This window comes from Pseudomonas sp. NFIX10 (genome assembly GCF_900111955.1).
GTDB classification, from domain to species: domain Bacteria; phylum Pseudomonadota; class Gammaproteobacteria; order Pseudomonadales; family Pseudomonadaceae; genus Aquipseudomonas; species Aquipseudomonas fluorescens_AA.
Genome location: NZ_FOKH01000017.1, coordinates 124625 through 142210 on the forward strand (window position 1 = coordinate 124625; position 17586 = coordinate 142210).

The following is a 17586-nucleotide window of genomic DNA, read 5'->3' on the forward strand; positions in this document are numbered from 1 at the left end:
TCCAATGACTGATAACGCAGAACACGCCGTACTGGCCGCAGAAGCGCTGCGCAGTAAAGCGCTGATAGACGATGACGCCGCGCAAGTCGAGCAGCTGTTTGCCGATGACCTCATCTACGTACACACCTCGGGCCTGATCCATGACAAGGCCCAGTACCTGGCCTATGCCGCTAACGTGGTCCGTTACCTCGACGTCACCCGTGATCAGTTGCAGGTCAGGGTCTATGGCGACATGGCGGTGATGACCGGCTTTCAGGTCAACACGCTCTGCAAGCGCGCCGACAAGATAGCGGTGCGCGGCGAAGGGTTCGTGACCCAGGTCTGGGTCAAGAACCCGCAAGGCTGGCAGATTGCATCCTTTCACGGCAGCCGTCTGCCGAGCTGAAGATATCTGAACAACTATAAAAAGAGGAACACCACCGTGAACGAAGCACCCGGGCATCGCGCAGAACCTCAAACAATCGTCAAACCCAACTACCCCCGAAACTGCTGGTGGGTGGCGACGACCTCGGCACACGTAGGGCGCGAGCCTGTCGCTCTGACCCTGCTGGAGATGCCCGTGGTGCTGTACCGCAAGGAAGACGGCAGCGTCGCAGCGCTTGACGATCGCTGCCCTCATCGCTGGGCGCCACTGTCGTCCGGCAAAGTGGTCGGCGATAACATTCAATGTGGTTACCACGGTTTTACCTTCGGTCCGCATGGCGAGTGCGTACGTATTCCCTCGCAAGAGCAGATACCCAGCCGTTGCCGTGTCAAGAGCTATGCGGTGGAGGAACGAGCGCCCTTCATCTGGATCTGGATGGGCGATCCCGAACTGATCCAGGGCGGGCCCCCAGAACAAGCGCAATGGCCAGCAGATCCGAGGTTTTCGTCGTGGAGCGGTGAAACGGTTGCCGAAGGCAACTACATGCTCCTCAAAGAGAACGTGCTCGACCTTACCCACTTCGGTTATGTGCACGCGACGTCGTTCAAAATCCTCGACTGGGTCAATCCACCGACGGTCTCCACTACAGATGATACGGTCACGTACCGGCAGGAATTCATTGGTTGTTCTTTGCCTCCCATGTTTGCAGAGGCAACCGGTATCAGCCCTGCCAAAGCGGTGAACCGCTACAACTATGGCACCTATGTAAGCCCAGCATTGAACGTGGCCACATTGGACATAGAGGACCCCAATCCTGAGCCCGGCAAGCGCTCAACCTACCAGTTCAAGGTTATCCATGTGACAACTCCGGAGTCTCCCACGCGGTTTCGCTACCTGTGGTTCGCTGGCTTCGACATCCCCGACATGGATCCGCAGATGCTCCTCAAATTCCAGAATATTACCGACATCGGTTTCGCTGAAGATAAGGCGATCATCGAGGCGGTGCACCGGCGAATCATGCTCGATCCACGGCATCTGGATTATCCGGAGATCATCGTCCAGACCGATCAGGCCGCGATTCAGGCACGTCGCAAGTTGGCGGCGCACCTGGAGCGTGACCGGGTGACGGTTCATAAATGACCATCGAACGCACAACTGCTCCACTTTTGAGGTATGTCGCTTTGTGATACATCGCATCTCAAGAGTCGATTAGTCAAACGTCCCGATAAGCATGAAGCTGTAGCCATCACCCCCTGCCCCCCGTCGGCATCGGGTTACAAAAATAAGAAAATGTTGAGGTGCACCATGATCTCGAACACATCGTCTCCCGTCGTTGCACCCAGTTGCAGGACCCCTCATCGGCAGTCAGTCGCCAGTATTTCCATGATTACGCGATTCGCGTTCGGGGGGCATCCAGGCACCCCGTCGCGATAATACGCGTGTCACTAAAAGTGCTGTTCGTTACTACCAGACAGAACTTCGATCCTACGTATAAAAACAAAAAAGAGGGATAGTTGATGGCCACTTCCGATTGGGCAGCGGTAAACCTGCGCTCGCAGTTTGTTCGTCACCCGCTGGTTTTTGCACTGGCGGCATTGTGCTCAGGCGTCTCGACCGTGCAGGCGTTCGATTTCGATACCGGCAACCCGGACATCCGCGCGCGCTGGGACAACACTCTCAAGTACAGCTCGGCGTGGCGCACCAAAAGTCCGTCCAGCCAGCTCACCAGCACCGGTGGCGGCGCGCTGAACGGTGACGACGGCGACCGCAACTTCGGTAAAGGCCTAATCTCCAGCCGCCTCGACCTGCTCTCCGAGTTCGACATCAGCTACCAGAACTTTGGAGCCCGCCTCAGCGGCGCCGCCTGGTACGACGATGTCTACAACAAGAAGAACGACAACACTTCGCCCGGCACGGTCAACAGCACCTCCGTGGACTATGACCACTTCACCGATGCCACCCGCAAGCTGCACGGGCGCCAGGGCGAACTGCTGGACGCCTTCGTGTACGGCAAGGGCGAGTTGGGCGACATGCCGGTGTCCGGGCGCCTGGGCCAGTATGCGATGCAATGGGGCGAGAGCCTGTTCTACGGCATGAACGGCATCGCTGGCGGCATGGCGCCGATCGACGTAGTCAAAGGTATTTCGGTACCCAACACCCAGTTCAAGGAGTTGATCCGCCCGGTCAATCAGATGTCCGGGCAGCTGCAGCTCACCCCGGATGTGTCCGTGGGCGCCTACTATCAGTTCGAATGGGAAGCTAACCGCCTGCCAGGTTCGGGCAGCTACTTTTCTTCTTTCGATTCCATCGGCGCAGGTAATGAACGCTTGCTGGTCGGTGCGCCCTTGTTCCCGGGTGCCGGGCCGCTGGCGTTCTATCACGGTGATGACAAGCAGGCCAAGGATTCGGGGCAGGGCGGCGTGCAGATCAAATGGCGCACCGAGGATTATGACTTCGGTGTCTACGCCATCCGCTTCCACGACAAGAGCCCGCAGTTGGTCATCACGCCGAACTTCGCCAACCTCAATCCGCTGACGGGTGAGGCCGGCTCATACAGCTGGGCTTACCCAGAGGGTATCAAGGCCCTGGGCGCCAGCTTCTCGACCACGGTGGATGCGTTCAACATCGCTGGCGAACTGTCCACTCGCTGGGACCAACCCCTGGCGTCGACCAACGGGCGCACCTTGCTGCCGGGCGAGGCCGTGTCCAACAACGCCAGCGATGCCACCTATGCGACGGGGCGAACCCTGCACGCCAACTTGTCGTGGCTCGCCACCTTGGGCCCGAACTTCCTGGCGCAGGAAACCAGCTTCCTTGGCGAGTTCGCCTGGAACCGCACCCTGAGCGTCACCCACAACCCCGAAGCCGTCGACCCCAACGCCGACCGCGATGCCTGGAGCTTTCGCACGGTCTACGAACCGATGTACCGCCAGGCGTTCTCCGGCATGGATATCAGCGTGCCGTTTGGCGTGAGCTACACCCACGGCGCCTCGGAATCACTGGGCACGGCGTTCGGCAGCAATCGCGGTGGCGACATCAACATCGGTCTCAAGGGCAACTACCTCAATACCTGGAACCTGGGCCTTACCTACACCCATTACTACGGCCCGGCCAACACCTTCCTCGATGCCTCCAGCAACTACACCTTCGAACAAACGATGAAGGACCGCGACTTCGTCGCCTTCAGCGTAAGCCGAACCTTTTGAGCCAGGGATCAACTGCCATGAACGAGCGTAAAACCATGACCCTTCGCAAGCACATGACCGTATTGCTGACCTCACTGGCCGCTGCATTGCTGGTTGCACAAGGCGCGATGGCCGCGGATGCCGCGGACCTGAAAACAACGCTGACGCCGTTGGGGGCCGAGCGGGCCGGGAATGCCGATGGCAGTATCCCGGCCTGGACCGGTGGCTTGACCAAGGTCGACCCCGGCTACAAGGAAGGCGGCAAGCGTTCCGACCCTTTTGCCGGTGAGAAGCCACTGTTCAGCATTACCTCGAAAAACATTGGCCAATACGCCGACAAAGTCACGCCGGGTATCCAGGCGATGCTGAAAAAGTACCCGGATACCTACCGGTTGGACGTCTACCCCACCCACCGTAGCGCCGCGGCACCGCAAGCGGTGTATGACGCCACCTATGCCAACGCAGGCGGCAAGGCCAAGCTGGTCGATAGCTCGGCCGGCCTGATCCCGCAGGACGGCGAGGGCGGCATTCCGTTTCCGCTGGCCAAGGACGGCGTGCAGGCCATCTGGAACCACCTGATGCGCTGGCGCGGGGCGTCGTGGCACGCCGACTTTAACCAGTATCTGACCACCAACGATGGCAAGCACGTACTGACCAACAACTCCCGCGCCGACTACCAGATGCCCTGGTACCAGCCGGATGGCGGCAAGAAGGACGGTACCTTCTGGAGCACCCGCATGATCAATGACGGCCCGCCACTGCGTGCCGGCGAAGCCATCACCGGGCGTGAAAACGTCAACGCCGAGAACACCGGCGTCTGGACCTATCTGCCCGGCCAGCGGCGCGTCCGTCGCCTGCCAAACTCCTGCTGCGATACGCCGACCCCGGCGACCGCGGGGGTCATGAGCTTCGACGAACTCTACGTATTTACCGGGCGGGTAGACCGCTTCGACTGGAAGCTGGTCGGCAAAAAGGAGATGTACATTCCCTACAACTCCAACAAGGTGTTCACGGCCGCCGGCCCGACCGACCTGTTGGCCGACCACCACCTCAATCCCGACGTCCTGCGCTGGGAGCTGCACCGCGTATGGGTGGTTGAGGCAACCCTCAAGGCCGGCAAGCGCCATGTGATGCCACGTAGCACTTACTACCTGGACGAAGACACCTGGGCCGCCGTGTTGGGCGAGCGCTATGACTCGCAGAACCAGCTGGCCAAGGTGCTCTGGACCACTCCCGTGGTGCTGCCAGACCTGCCAGGCGTTGTCACCGTCACCAACGGCTTTTATGACCTGCTCTCCAGCACCTGGTTTGCCGGTGACATTTTTGCCGGTAAAAATGAGCAGTACCGCCTGATGCCGGCCTACAAGGATTCGGTGTTCACCCCAGACGCCCTGGCTGGCGAAGGCGTGCGCTGACATGAACTGTGCAACCTGGTTAGCGCTGGGCCTCGCGGCGCTGGCGCCTTCACTGATGGCGGCCCCAGCGGTGGACGTGTTGAATACACCGGCGGTGCAGGCGCCACAGGCCCTGCACGGGGTGATGCAAGCGATCACACGCTCCGGCGACCGCCTGGTCGCAGTGGGTGAGCGGGGTACCGTGCTGCTCTCCGATGACAATGGCGCCCATTGGCGCCAGGCCGCGGCGCCCGTCAGCACCACCTTGACGGCAGTGCAATTTATCGAGCGACAAGGTTGGGCCGTGGGGCATGGCGGGGTGGTACTGCACAGCAGTGATGGCGGCGAACATTGGCAGCGCCAGCTCGACGGTCGCCAGCTAGCCGCCATGGAGCTCAGCGCTGCCCAGGCCGCTGGCGACGAGCACCGCCTGGCGGCGGCGCGCCAAGGGGTCACCGATGGCGCCGACAAACCCTTGCTGGCGCTGAGTTTCAGCGACGCCAATAACGGAGTCGTGGTGGGGGCCTACGGCTTGGCGATCATCACCCGCGACGGTGGCCAGACCTGGTCATCGCTGATAGGGCGGATACCCAACCCGCAAGGCCTGCATCTGTACGCCGTGGCACAGGCAGGCGCCCACCTTTACATCGCGGGCGAGCAGGGGCTGTTTCTGCGCTCGCTCGACCATGGCGAGCACTTCGAAGCCATCAGCAGGCCCTACGAGGGCAGCTATTTCAGCCTGGTCGCACAGGCAGACGGGACGGTGCTGGTTGCTGGCTTGAGAGGCAAGATGTTCCGCTCCAGCGATGAGGGGCAAACCTTCGCCGCGGTCGACAACCCCATGCCCGTCTCGATCAACGACATGCGCATCGTCGGCCGGCAACTGCTGCTGGTCAATCAGGCCGGCGGTTTGCTGCAAGCGTCGGCGGATCGCTCCCGCCTGGTCCCCATCGAGATCCCGCCTGGCGCTCCACTGACGGCGGTCACCCAGGCAGCTGACGGTGCCCTGGTGGGCGTCGGTTTTGCCGGGCCGGTACGCCTCACTACGTCCTTGAACGCTGCGGAGTAAGCCCATGCATGTCGTGAACGAACCCGGGGCGGCGCCCTTGAGTGGCAAGCTCGACGATTTCGACCAGCGGTCGGGCTCCCTGCTCGAGCGCGCGCTGTTCAACCATCGGCGTATCGTCCTGCTGCTGTGCCTGTTGATGACGGTGCTGCTGGGCTGGCAGGTCACCCGGTTGCAGCTCAATGCCAGTTTCGAAAAGATGATCCCCACCGATCATCCCTTCATCGCCAACTACCTCACGCACCGCCAGGAGTTGTCCGGCCTCGGCAACGCCGTGCGTATCGCGGTGATCAACAAGAGCGGCAGTATCTACGACCCGCATTACCTGGACACCCTGCAGAAGCTCAACGATTCGGTCTATCTGCTGCCGGGAGTTGATCGGGCATACATGAAGTCGCTATGGACGCCGGCCACTCGCTGGGTCGGCGTAACCGAGGATGGCCTGGAAGGCGGCCCGGTGATTCCCGACGGCTATGACGGTTCGCCGGCGAGCCTGGAAGCGCTCAAGCGCAACATCGAGCGCTCCAACGAGATCGGCCAGTTGGTCGCCTTCGACCAGCAGTCGAGCATCCTCTATGTGCCCTTGCTTGCGGCCACGCCGGATGGCAAACCGCTGGATTACAGCGGGCTGTCCACGCAACTGGAAGTGCTGCGCGCCCAGTATCAAGACCCGGCCATCGACATCCGCATCACCGGCTTCGCCAAGGTGGTGGGTGATCTGATCCAGGGCCTCAGGCAAATCCTGCTGTTCTTCGCCGCCGCCATTGCCATCACCGCCGCTGTGCTCTACTGGTACACCCGTTGCCTGCGCAGCACAGTGCTGGTGATGAGCTGCTCGCTGGTCGCGGTGGTCTGGCAGCTGGGGCTGCTGCCGATGCTGGGCTTCGAGCTGGACCCCTATTCGGTGCTGGTGCCGTTCCTGATCTTCGCCATCGGCATGAGCCACGGCGCGCAAAAGATGAATGGCATCATGCAGGACATCGGCCGCGGCATGCATCGGCTGGTGGCGGCGCGGTTCACCTTCCGCCGGCTGTTCCTGGCCGGGCTGACGGCGCTGCTCTGCGATGCAGTGGGTTTCGCGGTGCTGATGATCATCAAGATCCAGGTCATTCAGGACCTCGCCGTGATCGCCAGTATCGGCGTGGCCGTGCTGATCTTCACTAACCTGATCTTGCTGCCGGTGCTGCTGTCCTACCTGGGCGTTAGCGCCAAGGCGGCCAAGCGCAGCCTGCGTAGCGAAGAAGCGGAGGTCGCCGGGGAAGCAAGGCATCCCGCCTGGCGTTTCCTCGATCTGTTCACCCAGCGCCGCTGGGCCACGGCCTGCGTCGTGATCGCGGGGCTGTTGGCGGTTGGTGGCTATCTGGTGAGCCTGCATTTGAAGGTCGGCGACCTGGACGCCGGTGCGCCGGAGTTGCGCGCCGATTCACGCTACAACCAGGACAACGCCTACCTGACCCAGCACTACGGCGCCAGCAGCGACGTATTCGCCGTCATGGTCAAGACCCCGCCCGGGGGCTGCTCCAGCTACGACACGCTGCAGCGCGTGGACAACCTCGACTGGCAACTGCGCGGCCTGCCCGGCGTTGATTCCACCAACTCCCTGGCGCTGCTCAACCGCCGCGTGCTGGTGGGTCTCTCCGAAGGTAACCCCAAGTGGTACGAGCTGCTGAACAATCAGGCGACGCTCAACATGGTCACCGCGGGGGCTCCACGGGGCCTGTACAACGAAGATTGCAGCCTGCTGACCTTGTACGCCTTCCTGACCGACCATAAGGCCGACACCCTCGACCAGGTGGTCGCCAACGTGCAGGCCTTCGCCCATGGCAACGACAACGAGCAGGCCCAGTTCCTGTTGGCGGCCGGCAGTGCGGGCATCGAGGCCGCCACCAACATCGTGGTCAAGCAGGCCAGCCACGAGATGCTCTGGTGGGTCTACGCCGCGGTGTGCCTGCTGTGCCTGGTGACCTTCCGCAGCTGGCGCGCGGTGCTGTGCGCGGTGCTGCCGCTGATGCTGACGTCGATTCTCTGCGAAGCCTTGATGGTCTGGCTGGGGATTGGCGTGAAGGTCGCGACCTTGCCCGTGATCGCCCTAGGCGTAGGGATCGGCGTCGACTACGCGCTGTATGTGATGAGCATCGTGTTGGCCGAAATGCGCCGCGGCGCCACGCTGTCACACGCCTATTACCGGGCGCTGCAGTTTACCGGCAAGGTGGTGATGCTGACCGGTGTGACCCTGGCCATTGGCGTCGGCACCTGGATGTTCTCGCCCATCAAGTTCCAGGCCGATATGGGCGTGCTGCTGGCCTTCATGTTCGTCTGGAACATGGTCGGGGCACTGGTGTTGCTGCCGGCGCTGGCGTACTTCCTGTTGCCGCAACAGCGCTTACTGGTAGATACGCCGCCGGTACCCGCGGTCAAGCCGCGCACGCGCGCCGGGCACAAGGTGGCGCAACGCCTGGAGGTGCGCCATGAAGGTTGAACAGCGCACGGCCGGAGCGCCGCAGGCCCTGCTGTTATTGCTCGGCAGTTGCCTGCCGGTGCTGGGCGCGGTGCTTCTGGCGCCCGTGCTGCCGCGCATGCAGCAGCACTTCGCCGAGACCCCGGGTGCCGCCGTGCTGGTACCGGTGGCGTTGACCTTGCCCGCGTTGGTCGTCGCGATCCTGGCGCCGTTCGCGGGCATCATCGCTGATCGCGTTGGGCGCAAGCCGCTGCTGTTGCTGGCGATGTTGTTGTACACGGTTTGCGGGACGCTGCCGCTGTGGCTCGAGTCGCTGCAGGCCATCGTCCTGAGCCGCACAGGCATCGGGCTGGCCGAAGCCGGGATCATGACCTGCTGCACTACCCTGATAGGCGATTACTACAGCGGTGGGCGGCGGGAGCGGCTGTTTGCCCTGCAGATGGTCGTGACTTCGTTGTCGGCGGCGGTGTTCATGGGCGTGGGCGGTTACCTCGGCCAGGACAGCTGGCGTACGCCGTTCACCCTGTACGCGGTGGGCTTGCTGTTCCTGCCGCTGATGGCAGGCCTGCTGTGGGAGCCCGTGGCGCCGACGGCAAGCCTTTCAGTGCGCACCTCCATGCCGTGGCGGGGCCTGTTGCCGTTGCTGGGCCTGGCGCTGCTGGCCGGCCTGAGCCTGTTCATCGTGCCGGTGCAGGCCGGCTACCTGCTCAACCTGTTGGGCGTCGATGGCCCACAGCAAATCGGCATGAGCATGGGCGGCAACCAGCTGGGCGTGCTGCTCGGCGCGCTCAGTTTTCGCCTGATCGGCCGCGCCCGGCCGGGCTGGCTGTTGCTGCTGGCGTTCGCCATGGCCGGCAGCGGCGGGCTGTTGATGGCCGTGGCCCACTCCCATGGCGCGGTGTCGCTGGCGGTGTTCATCAACGGCCTGGGCATCGGCCTGATGCTGCCCACGCTGATCACCCGGATCATGGCCCAGGTCGATTTCTGCCAGCGGGGGCGGGCCAGCGGCTTGTTCACCGCGGCCGTTTTCGCCGGCGAATTCGTCAGCCCGCTGGTGGTGCTGATGCTCACCGCGGGCGTCAGCTCGGCGCTGCCCACCGCACTGGCCGTGGTCGGTGGCCTGCAATGGCTGGTGGCTTTGAGCTGCCTGCGTATACCTCATTCCGTTGCTTCGGGAGAACATGCATGAAGGCGTTGCCTGGTTTCAAACGCGTCGTCACCGGCCACAGCCGTGACGGGCGCGCGGCCTTGGCCCACTGCGGTCCCACCCCCAACAGCTTCGCCCTGCAAGCCGTACCCGGCACGGTTTTCCATGAAATCTGGAACACCAGCGCCAGCCCGGTGCCCATCGACAATGGCGACGACCCCAGCGCCCGCGCCTTGTGCCTCAGCCCGGCGCCGCTCGGCAGCCTGATTCGCGTGGTCGACATTCCCCCAGACAGCGTGCAGAACAACGTCAGCGCCGAAGCTGCGGCCGCCGCCTTCGCGGAAATCGGCCAGGCCCACGCGGGCACCGGACAGCCTAACTCGCGCCACAAGCTGATGCACCGCACCGAAACCCTCGACTACGGGATCGTCACCGAGGGCGAGGTGTGGCTGGTACTGGATGACGAAGACGTGCACCTGACCCGCGGCGACGTGGTGGTGCAGCGCGGTACCAACCACGCCTGGAGCAACCGCACCGAAGCGATGGCGCGCATGGTCTTCATCCTTCTCGATGGTCGCTTCGCCCAGGAGCTGCAAGCATGAAACTGGCAACCTTGAACAACGGCAGTCGCGACGGCCAGCTGGTGGTGGTCTCCCGCGACTTGCAGCGCGCCGCGCTGGCGCCGGTCGCGACACTGCGCGAGGCCATCGAAACCTGGGCGGCCAGCGAGCCACGCCTGCAGTTGCTGTTCCAGGCGCTCGAAGCCGGCACCGCGGCAGGTGCTTTCGCCTTCGACCCGGCCCTCGCCATGGCGCCATTGCCGCGGGCCTACCAATGGTGCGACGGCTCGGCGTTTCTCAACCACGGCACCTTGATGCAGAAGGCTTTCAACCTCGAACCCATCGACGGCGCCGAGCACACCCCCCTGATGTACCAGGGGGCCGGCGACGATTTCCTCGGCGCGCGGCAGGATATTGCCTTGCCCAGCGTTGCCCAGGGCATCGATTTCGAAGGCGAATTCGGCGTGTTGGTCGACGACGTGCCTTTGGGTTGCTCGGCCGAGCAAGCGCTAAGCCATATCAAGCTGGTGCTGCAGATCAACGATGTCAGCCTGCGCGCCCTGGCGCCGCGGGAGATGAAAACCGGTTTCGGCTTCCTGCAGGCCAAGCCGTCGTCGGCCTTCGCGCCGGTGGCGGTCACCCCTGGCGAGCTGGGCGAAGCCTGGCAAGACGGGCGCGTGCAGCTGCCCCTGAACATTCACTGGAACGAGCAGTGGTTCGGCCACCCCCACGGTGGCGAGATGAATTTCAGTTTCGGGCAATTGATCGCCCACGCGGCCTTCACCCGCAAGCTGGGGGCTGGAACCCTGGTTGGCTCGGGCACGGTGTCCAATCGTCAACGAAGCGCGGGGTCGGCCTGCATCGCCGAGCGCCGTGCCATCGAGATGATCGAGCAGGGCGCCGCTCAGACGGCTTTCATGCAGTTCGGTGATCGCGTGCGGATGGAGGTGTTCGACGCTGCCGGCCAGTCGGTGTTTGGGGCCATCGATCAACGTGTGGTTCAGGCCAATGGCTAAGGTGTTTGCATGCGCGTCTTGATCACCGGCGCGAACGGCTTCGTGGGGCGCCAATTGGTCCTACGGCTGCTGGAGAAGGGTGCCGTCGCCAGCCGACGTATCAGCCACCTGTTATTGCTCGACGCCCAACTGGAGGGCTTCGCGCACGACGCACGCTTGCGTCTGTACAAGGGAAACATCACCGATGCCGCCTTGCTTCGCCGCGTACTGGCGGATGGTATCGACCTGGTCTTCCATCTCGTCAGCGTGCCAGGTGGCGCGGCGGAGCAGGACTATGGCCTGGGCTACCAGGTGAACCTGCTGGCGAGCCTGGAGCTGTTCGATCAACTGCGTCAGCAAGCCCGCCCGCCGGTATTGGTGTATGCCAGCAGCGTCGCGGTATACGGCGCCGCGTTGCCTGTACGCATGGATGAGTCGGCTCCCACTTGCCCGCAGTTGTCCTATGGCGCGCACAAGCTGATGGTCGAGACAGCGTTGTGCGACCTGGCCCGGCGCGGAGAGGTGGATGGCCGGGCGCTCAGGCTGCCGGGCATCGTCGCGCGCCCGCCGCAGACCAATGGGCTGCGCAGTGCGTTCATGAGCGACCTGTTACACGCCTATGCCACGGGGCAAGCCTATGTCTGCCCGGTGGCCCCCGAAGCGACCGCTTGGTGGATGTCGGCGCGGTGTTGCGTCGACAACCTCATCCACGCCGCAGAGCTGCCGGCCAGTACCGAACGGGTATGGCAATTGCCGGTACTGCGCTTGTCGATAGCGCAGGTGCTCGACGCCCTGGCCAAGCGTTTTGGCGTCGTGGGCCGGGCGGCGATCCGTTTCGAGCCCGACGCTCACCTGCAAGCCTTGTTCGGCGCGATGCCCATGCTCAAAGCGCCACGGGCTCGCGCTGCGGGGTTCTGTCACGACGGCAGCGCCCACGCGCTGGTTCGCAACGCCCTTAATTTGCCTGTCCGGAGAAAAACACCATGACCCCCTCAAAACGTCGCCTTGTGGATTTGTCGGTCACGCTCGAAAACAACCCATATACCGATCCGCCGCCACTGCTGCCGAAAATCGAATACATGGACCACCAGCAGGGCTGGCCCGAAATGGCCGCGATGTTTCCCGGCCTGCGCATGGACCAGATGCCGGGTAACGAGTCGTGGGCAGCGGAGCGGCTGCAGATCACTACCCACAGCGGCACCCACATGGATGCCCCTTGGCACTACGCATCCACCACCGACGGCGGGCAGCCGGCCTGGGGGATTGATGAGATGCCCTTGGAGTGGTGCCTGCAGCCCGGGGTGAAGCTCGACTTTCGGCATTTGCCCGACGGGCATGTCGTCACCGCCCAGGAGGTCGAGCAGGAGCTGGCACGCATCGGCCACAGCCTGCAGCCCTTGGACATCGTGCTGGTCAACACCCACGCGGGGGCACTGTTCGGGCAACCCGGCTACCTCGATGCCGGGGTGGGCATGGGCCGTGAAGCGACCCTGTATCTGCTGGACCGCGGCGTGCGGGTGGTAGGGACCGACGCCTGGAGCTGGGATGCACCCTTCAAATACACCCGTGAGCGCTTCGCCGAAAGTGGCGACGCGGCGATCATCTGGGAGGGGCACAAGGCGGGCCGAGACATTGGCTACGGGCAAATGGAAAAACTCGCCAACCTCGAGCAGTTGCCGGCCCATGGTTTTGAAGTGTCGTGTTTCCCCTACAAGATCAAGCACGCCTCGGCCGGCTTCCTGCGCGCGGTGGCGATTTTTGAAGACCAGGACGATTCGCTATGAGCCTTCGTCTTCTGCTGGCTGCCAGCCTGGCGCTCTGTGCCTCCCTGGCCAAGGCCGAGGATGCCGCACTGGACGTGAGAGCCAGTTCGCTGCTCAAACGTGCCGCCGATTATTATCAGTTGCAAGGTGACGCGGCTTTGCCGGCCTTCAGCCGACAAGGCGAGTTTATAGATGGCGACCGGTTTGTCTTCGTCGTCGACAGCCGCGGTACTTTGCTGGCGAGCGGTGGCCCAACGGCGGTGCTGATCGGGCGGGAGGTTTCCAGGGTGCTCGCGCCTGAGCTCCAGGCCGCGTTCACCCATGCCTTCAGTGCCAGCGACGACGTAGGCATCCAGACTGTCGAGTATCGCTGGAACAACAGCGCCCAGCATCGTGTAGAACTCAAGCGCGTTTACTTCAACGGGTAGGGGACCGAGTGGTCGCCGCTACCCAGTCGATTCCTCACGCCAGCGCTACCCAGGCCCAGCAGTTGCTGAGCCGAGCCGCCGTGGCGCTGGGCAAGGATCCGGACGCCACGGTCAGGGCGATCAACGACCTGTCATCGGACTTTCGCGAGGACGACCTGTACGTCTTCGTGGTGGATTCACGCACCGGCCGCTATGTGGCGCATGGGTACAACCTGCGCTTGGTCGGTGTGGATTTCGCTAGTATCCATGACCCCGCGGGCAAACCCGTGGGTGCGCCGATCATCGAACTGATGCGCACGAGCACCTCTGCCAAATACGATTATCGCTGGAAAAACCCGGTGACAGGAAAGGTCGAGGACAAAGATGCGTTGATTCAAAAGGTGGGGCATTACCTGGCTGTAGTGGGCTATTACCGCAGCACTTCCGGGGAAGATCACTAGCCTCGGTATGCTACATGTCGGAGCACTGGCTTATCGACCATCGCCGCGTTTTCAAAATGGGGCGGTGCTGCAATTGAACTGGAGTATGTCCATGTTTGCCAAAAATACCTGATACGTTGCTTGTACCCCAGCGGAGGTGAGTGGGCAGCCGCTTGGAAGGCAAATCTGTGGAGAGAAAATGGTTTTCTTCAGGGGGCCGGATAGCCGCATTGCTGCCGTAGAAGATTTCTGTCCACACCGCGGCGCTCCACTTTCCTTGGGGTATGTCGAAAACGGCGAGCTGGTATGCGGTTATCACGGCTTGACGATGGGCGCCGACGGCAAGACTGCTTCGATGCCCGGGCAGCGGGTGCAAAGCTTTCCATGCAACAAATCCTATTCGACAGTCGAGCGTTATGGTTTTGTCTGGGTATGGCACGGTGCACAAGACCAAGCAAACCCTTCACTCATTTCCTACGCTCGATTGGGCAATCAGCGAGGAGTGGGCTTATGGCGGTGGCTTGTTTCACATCAATTGTGATTATCGCTTAATGATCGACAACCTGATGGACCTAACGCATGAAACCTATGTACATGCGTCGAGCATCGGACAAAAGGAAATTGGGGATTCATCGAAAGGACCGCCTATGAACCGTTTCATACAAGGCACATCGGGATCAACGCACGTTGCTCCCCGAAAGCTCGACGACTATATCACCGATACCAACCCGGTTCGTATAGTCGACGACTTCGTTGACGATCTCGACCTAGTCAATGGGCTCGACGGTGCTGTTCCTGGTGACACTTGCCGGCCTGCTTACCATCCTGAAGTCCTTCTGAAAATCTACATCTATGGCTGTCTCAACCGCATCCCCCTAGATGAGACCCAGTGAATCAAAGCAAAAAAAGAGCAGAGTCCCGGAAGGTCGAACGAAACATAAAGCTGCTATTTGTTCTGAAGTCCGCGAGACTCAGCGCACTTCAGTTCGACAGTACCTAAGTCATCGACTAGCATCAGGTTTCAAATTCTTCACTTCTCAGTCTTCGGAGCTCGTCCATGTGGTCGAATGCGTACGCTGGAGCATTGCTACTTCTCGTTGGTATTGAGAGCGCTTTGGCAGTACCTGAGATTCCTGATAGCAGCTTACAAGATATTGCGATGGCCTCTTGGTACCGAGGACCACTACCCGGCACTCCGTTTTATGATGGGCCGGTCATTTATTACAATCCGAGTGTTGTCAGATCCGTTGGGCCTGAACTCGCTTCTTTTTTTAAGGCGCACGAATATTGTCACGTAATGCTGAATCATATTGAGCGAGCAAATTTCTCCGGTGATCCATACTCGACCGCTTGGATTCGGCAAGGGCTTGAGTTAGAGGCCGATACTTGTGCAGTACGAGTGCGTATGGGTGAAAATAATCCTAGAGTTGTCAAGGCCGCACTTAGTTTTTTTATAAATCAAGGTCAAAGCTCGGCGGACGCCAACCACCCACCTGGCTCAGTTAGAGCGCAAACGATTTATAATGCCGCAATGCAGTCACGAGCGCCCTTCTGAGCTATTTGGTAAAAGTGTTTCCCATAACGTCTGTGCTTTATTTCCTGCGTTAATATCAGCGGACGGCATCCAGCGGCCATAGACTTGTGCGATCATCAGCCAACTGGCATGCCCCATCTGCTTAGCCACCCACATTGGATGCTCGCCAGCGGATAGCATCATTGAAGCGTAAGTATGCCGCGTCTGATACGGCCGCCTGTACCTGACACCAGCCTTCTTCATCGCCGGCACCCACATCGTTTTTCGGATCGGGCCATCGCCAGCCCAGCGCTCGAGAGTACGCGGGTTCTGGAATACCTCGGCGTCAGCCAAGAAAGTGTGCGTCTTCTGCGCTTTCAATGCTTCCATAGCTGGCCTGAGCAGCTTCACACTGCGGCGCCCGGCGGCAGTCTTCGTGATCTCCGCCTTCCCTTTGCTCGCCTGAGTCATTGCTCGGCTCACCATAACCTCTTCTCGAAGCCAATCGATGTCGCCCCAATCCAGCGCCACCAGTTCGCTCGTGCGCAGGCCGGTCCAGAGAGCGAACTGCATCATGTTGCGGGCCTGACCGGATAGGGCGCTCAGCACCGCCTGTTGTTCCTCTGGACTGAACGGGTCGACGTCATCCTCTTTGGTCGGCGCAGCCTTGCGTGAGTAGGTCCATCCAGCCAGCGGATTAAGCTCTATCAACTCCTCTTCGGCGGCATCGTTGAGTGCGGATCGCAGACAGCTTTGGATATTGCTGAGCGTCTTGTTGCTCACCTCCAGGGTATCGAGCCAGTCGCGCACTGCTTTTCGTTTCAGATCCACGAGCATCATATCGCCTAGAGCGGGGATCAGGCGCAGCGTGACCAGCTTCCGGTAGCCATCGAACGTGCTGCTCGAGACGTGCTTCTGTTTCGCCTCGAGCCACCTGGTCAAGACGCCGGCCACAGTCTCGCGGGAGGATTCGGGCTTGAACTTCGCCGCCCGGGCCGAGCCAGGGAACGTCACCGAATAGTCGAAGGTGCCGATCGATATCGCATGCTCGATCGCCGCCTTGTGCTGTTCGGCTTTCTTCAGATTAGTGGCGGTGGGCTTGAGCGTGATGCGCTCCCGGCACCGGACGCCCCGATACATGAACGTGATTTCGATGCTCGAATCGGAGACTGCCCGAACTCCCCGCCCGCCTCTAGCCGCCCTGTAGCAACGTTTGAATTAGCGGAATTGCTTTCGGCGCATTCTCCATGCCCAAGTCCACTAGTTTCGTTATCAGCTGTTTTGTGGTTTCGCCAGGAGCTTCGCGAAGAGCTTTCAGAATCCCGCTCTTTTGCTCCTCTGGAATGTTCGCGGACTGCAATTTTTCGCCTCGATCAACTGACGGAGGGTTTCCTCGTGAAGCTTAACCGTAACCGTGCCGAGAATCGCACTGACACCCCCGTCATCTTCGATGAAGTCGATGCCCTTAGCGGTAATGGTTGCGCAGTGGATTGCTCTTCCGCCGTCGATGTACTCGCTATCCAAGAGGGTTACGAGTCCCAGTTCTCGCAGGTAGTAAAGGTTGCCCATACAGAACTTTGGATCGCCGAGGCTCATCACCTCGTCGGAGGCGTCCGGATAGCAGTCCCTGAGATGCTCAAGCATCTCTCTCTGAAGCTCCCGAATCATTTTCATATGTCAGGTCTCCGTGACCGTCGTTTGGAGTGGGGTCAAAACGATAGCACGGCTTGGCCTGGCACTCAGTTGCGGCCTGGGTAAACCCCAGACAGCAAAAACCCGGCTTGGCGGCCGGGTTCTCAATCAGCCCATTGGCGTGGGCTCTAGCACTTCTCGTTTCAGGAGAACAATATGAAACATTCAGGAAGTACCACCGGACGCAACCGGATGCAACAGCAATTGTTCACCAAGGCTACCGACTTCGCGACGGTAGATAATGGAAAAGGGGGCGGATTTATTTGTTCAGATTGTCCCGTCCTGAATAAGGTTTACACCTTCTGATCCGTTTTCAGGAGGGCGTAATGAAATCAGCAAAAAGGCGTAGTCAGCGCGACTACACGCTGACCTTTAAATTATCGGTTGTTGATCAGGTCGAAAAAGGCGAGCTGAGTTATAAAGAGGCTCAGGAGCGCTACGGGATTCAAGGCAAAACGACCGTTCTGACGTGGTTACGCAAGCACGGTCGACAGGATTGGAGCCCAGGCACATACATTGGCTCGCCGAGGATGGGGTCTATGCCCGACAAAAACCGACCATTAACGCCAGAGCAACGTATCAAAGAGCTTGAAGAGCAGTTA

The 17586-nt window shown here is 61.2% G+C and carries 15 protein-coding genes and 4 pseudogenes; 17 read left to right on the top strand and 2 right to left on the bottom strand.

Annotation, left to right across the window (positions count from 1 at the left end; genetic code table 11):
• Positions 1 to 4: 4 nt before the first annotated feature.
• The 15 genes and pseudogenes from BM321_RS17080 to BM321_RS29955 all read left to right on the top strand — a co-directional run bounded on the left by BM321_RS17080 (position 5) and on the right by BM321_RS29955 (position 15334).
• Positions 5 to 385, top strand: coding sequence for a nuclear transport factor 2 family protein (locus BM321_RS17080; protein ID WP_092443537.1), 381 nt, complete (start codon positions 5 to 7; stop codon positions 383 to 385).
• A 36-nt stretch (positions 386 to 421) separates the two neighbouring features.
• Entirely contained in the window at positions 422 to 1504 is a 1083-nt protein-coding gene (locus BM321_RS17085; RefSeq protein ID WP_092443539.1) for a Rieske 2Fe-2S domain-containing protein, read from the top strand.
• Between the two features lie 377 nt (positions 1505 to 1881).
• The gene (locus tag BM321_RS17090; RefSeq protein ID WP_092443541.1) at positions 1882 to 3570 is read left to right on the top strand and encodes a DUF1302 domain-containing protein; all 1689 of its coding nucleotides are present in this window, start codon (positions 1882 to 1884) and stop codon (positions 3568 to 3570) included.
• Positions 3571 to 3587: 17 nt separating this feature from the next.
• Positions 3588 to 4964: a DUF1329 domain-containing protein gene (locus BM321_RS17095; protein WP_371856629.1), complete on the top strand. Its 1377-nt coding sequence runs from the start codon at positions 3588 to 3590 to the stop codon at positions 4962 to 4964.
• Between the two features lies 1 nt (position 4965).
• Entirely contained in the window at positions 4966 to 6012 is a 1047-nt protein-coding gene (locus BM321_RS17100) for a WD40/YVTN/BNR-like repeat-containing protein (protein WP_092443544.1), read from the top strand.
• A gap of 4 nt (positions 6013 to 6016) precedes the next feature.
• A complete protein-coding gene (locus BM321_RS17105) occupies positions 6017 to 8488 on the top strand; it encodes an efflux RND transporter permease subunit (RefSeq protein WP_092443546.1) in 2472 nt (823 codons plus the stop codon).
• Positions 8478 to 9656 (top strand): MFS transporter, encoded by a 1179-nt coding sequence (locus BM321_RS17110; RefSeq protein ID WP_092443548.1) that lies wholly within the window; start codon positions 8478 to 8480, stop codon positions 9654 to 9656. The genes BM321_RS17105 and BM321_RS17110 overlap by 11 nt, the downstream gene beginning before the upstream one ends.
• Entirely contained in the window at positions 9653 to 10216 is a 564-nt protein-coding gene (locus tag BM321_RS17115; RefSeq protein ID WP_092443550.1) for a cupin domain-containing protein, read from the top strand. The genes BM321_RS17110 and BM321_RS17115 overlap by 4 nt, the downstream gene beginning before the upstream one ends.
• Positions 10213 to 11190, top strand: a complete 978-nt coding sequence (locus BM321_RS17120) for a fumarylacetoacetate hydrolase family protein (RefSeq protein ID WP_092443552.1) — start codon at positions 10213 to 10215, stop codon at positions 11188 to 11190. Before BM321_RS17115 ends, BM321_RS17120 begins: the two co-directional genes overlap by 4 nt.
• Positions 11191 to 11199: 9 nt before the next feature.
• Positions 11200 to 12156 carry an NAD-dependent epimerase/dehydratase family protein gene (locus tag BM321_RS17125; RefSeq protein ID WP_092443554.1) on the top strand — a complete coding sequence of 319 codons (957 nt, stop codon included), beginning with the start codon at positions 11200 to 11202 and terminating at the stop codon, positions 12154 to 12156.
• A complete protein-coding gene (locus BM321_RS17130; RefSeq protein ID WP_092443556.1) occupies positions 12153 to 12953 on the top strand; it encodes a cyclase family protein in 801 nt (266 codons plus the stop codon). The genes BM321_RS17125 and BM321_RS17130 overlap by 4 nt, the downstream gene beginning before the upstream one ends.
• Positions 12950 to 13800: pseudogene (locus tag BM321_RS31345) on the top strand (cache domain-containing protein). Before BM321_RS17130 ends, BM321_RS31345 begins: the two are co-directional and overlap by 4 nt.
• 136 nt (positions 13801 to 13936) lie before the next feature.
• Positions 13937 to 14429 (top strand): annotated as a pseudogene (locus tag BM321_RS30990) (Rieske 2Fe-2S domain-containing protein); the annotation flags it as partial.
• Positions 14427 to 14651, top strand: a pseudogene (locus BM321_RS30995) (IS5/IS1182 family transposase); the annotation flags it as partial. The pseudogenes BM321_RS30990 and BM321_RS30995, both read left to right, overlap by 3 nt.
• A gap of 185 nt (positions 14652 to 14836) precedes the next feature.
• The gene (locus tag BM321_RS29955; protein ID WP_139230543.1) at positions 14837 to 15334 is read left to right on the top strand and encodes a DUF2201 family putative metallopeptidase; all 498 of its coding nucleotides are present in this window, start codon (positions 14837 to 14839) and stop codon (positions 15332 to 15334) included.
• On the opposite strand, the gene BM321_RS17145 is transcribed toward BM321_RS29955, so the two are convergent.
• Together BM321_RS17145 and BM321_RS17150 are read right to left on the bottom strand one after the other, a co-directional pair.
• Positions 15317 to 16432 carry a tyrosine-type recombinase/integrase gene (locus BM321_RS17145; protein ID WP_092443558.1) on the bottom strand — a complete coding sequence of 372 codons (1116 nt, stop codon included), beginning with the start codon at positions 16430 to 16432 and terminating at the stop codon, positions 15317 to 15319. The genes BM321_RS29955 and BM321_RS17145 overlap by 18 nt on opposite strands.
• 174 nt (positions 16433 to 16606) lie before the next feature.
• Positions 16607 to 16966, bottom strand: coding sequence for a hypothetical protein (locus BM321_RS17150; RefSeq protein WP_092443560.1), 360 nt, complete (start codon positions 16964 to 16966; stop codon positions 16607 to 16609).
• A gap of 174 nt (positions 16967 to 17140) precedes the next feature.
• Between BM321_RS17150 and BM321_RS30555 the strand changes: the two genes are divergently transcribed.
• Both BM321_RS30555 and BM321_RS31000 read left to right on the top strand, forming a co-directional pair.
• Positions 17141 to 17290, top strand: coding sequence for a hypothetical protein (locus BM321_RS30555; RefSeq protein ID WP_175534970.1), 150 nt, complete (start codon positions 17141 to 17143; stop codon positions 17288 to 17290).
• 20 nt (positions 17291 to 17310) lie between these two features.
• Positions 17311 to 17586, top strand: a pseudogene (locus BM321_RS31000) (IS3 family transposase); the annotation flags it as partial.

What these genes read in the sequence shown, in the direction of transcription:
- BM321_RS17080 (WP_092443537.1), top strand. Translation starts at nt 5, where the DNA reads ATGACTGATAACGCAGAACACGCCGTACTGGCCGCAGAAGCGCTGCGC.
- BM321_RS17090 (WP_092443541.1), top strand. Translation starts at nt 1,882, where the DNA reads ATGGCCACTTCCGATTGGGCAGCGGTAAACCTGCGCTCGCAGTTTGTT.
- BM321_RS17095 (WP_371856629.1), top strand. Translation starts at nt 3,588, where the DNA reads ATGAACGAGCGTAAAACCATGACCCTTCGCAAGCACATGACCGTATTG.
- BM321_RS17100 (WP_092443544.1), top strand. Translation starts at nt 4,966, where the DNA reads ATGAACTGTGCAACCTGGTTAGCGCTGGGCCTCGCGGCGCTGGCGCCT.
- BM321_RS17105 (WP_092443546.1), top strand. Translation starts at nt 6,017, where the DNA reads ATGCATGTCGTGAACGAACCCGGGGCGGCGCCCTTGAGTGGCAAGCTC.
- BM321_RS17110 (WP_092443548.1), top strand. Translation starts at nt 8,478, where the DNA reads ATGAAGGTTGAACAGCGCACGGCCGGAGCGCCGCAGGCCCTGCTGTTA.
- BM321_RS17115 (WP_092443550.1), top strand. Translation starts at nt 9,653, where the DNA reads ATGAAGGCGTTGCCTGGTTTCAAACGCGTCGTCACCGGCCACAGCCGT.
- BM321_RS17120 (WP_092443552.1), top strand. Translation starts at nt 10,213, where the DNA reads ATGAAACTGGCAACCTTGAACAACGGCAGTCGCGACGGCCAGCTGGTG.
- BM321_RS17125 (WP_092443554.1), top strand. Translation starts at nt 11,200, where the DNA reads ATGCGCGTCTTGATCACCGGCGCGAACGGCTTCGTGGGGCGCCAATTG.
- BM321_RS17130 (WP_092443556.1), top strand. Translation starts at nt 12,153, where the DNA reads ATGACCCCCTCAAAACGTCGCCTTGTGGATTTGTCGGTCACGCTCGAA.
- BM321_RS29955 (WP_139230543.1), top strand. Translation starts at nt 14,837, where the DNA reads ATGTGGTCGAATGCGTACGCTGGAGCATTGCTACTTCTCGTTGGTATT.
- BM321_RS17145 (WP_092443558.1), bottom strand. Translation starts at nt 16,432, where the DNA reads ATGTATCGGGGCGTCCGGTGCCGGGAGCGCATCACGCTCAAGCCCACC.
- BM321_RS17150 (WP_092443560.1), bottom strand. Translation starts at nt 16,966, where the DNA reads ATGAAAATGATTCGGGAGCTTCAGAGAGAGATGCTTGAGCATCTCAGG.
- BM321_RS30555 (WP_175534970.1), top strand. Translation starts at nt 17,141, where the DNA reads ATGAAACATTCAGGAAGTACCACCGGACGCAACCGGATGCAACAGCAA.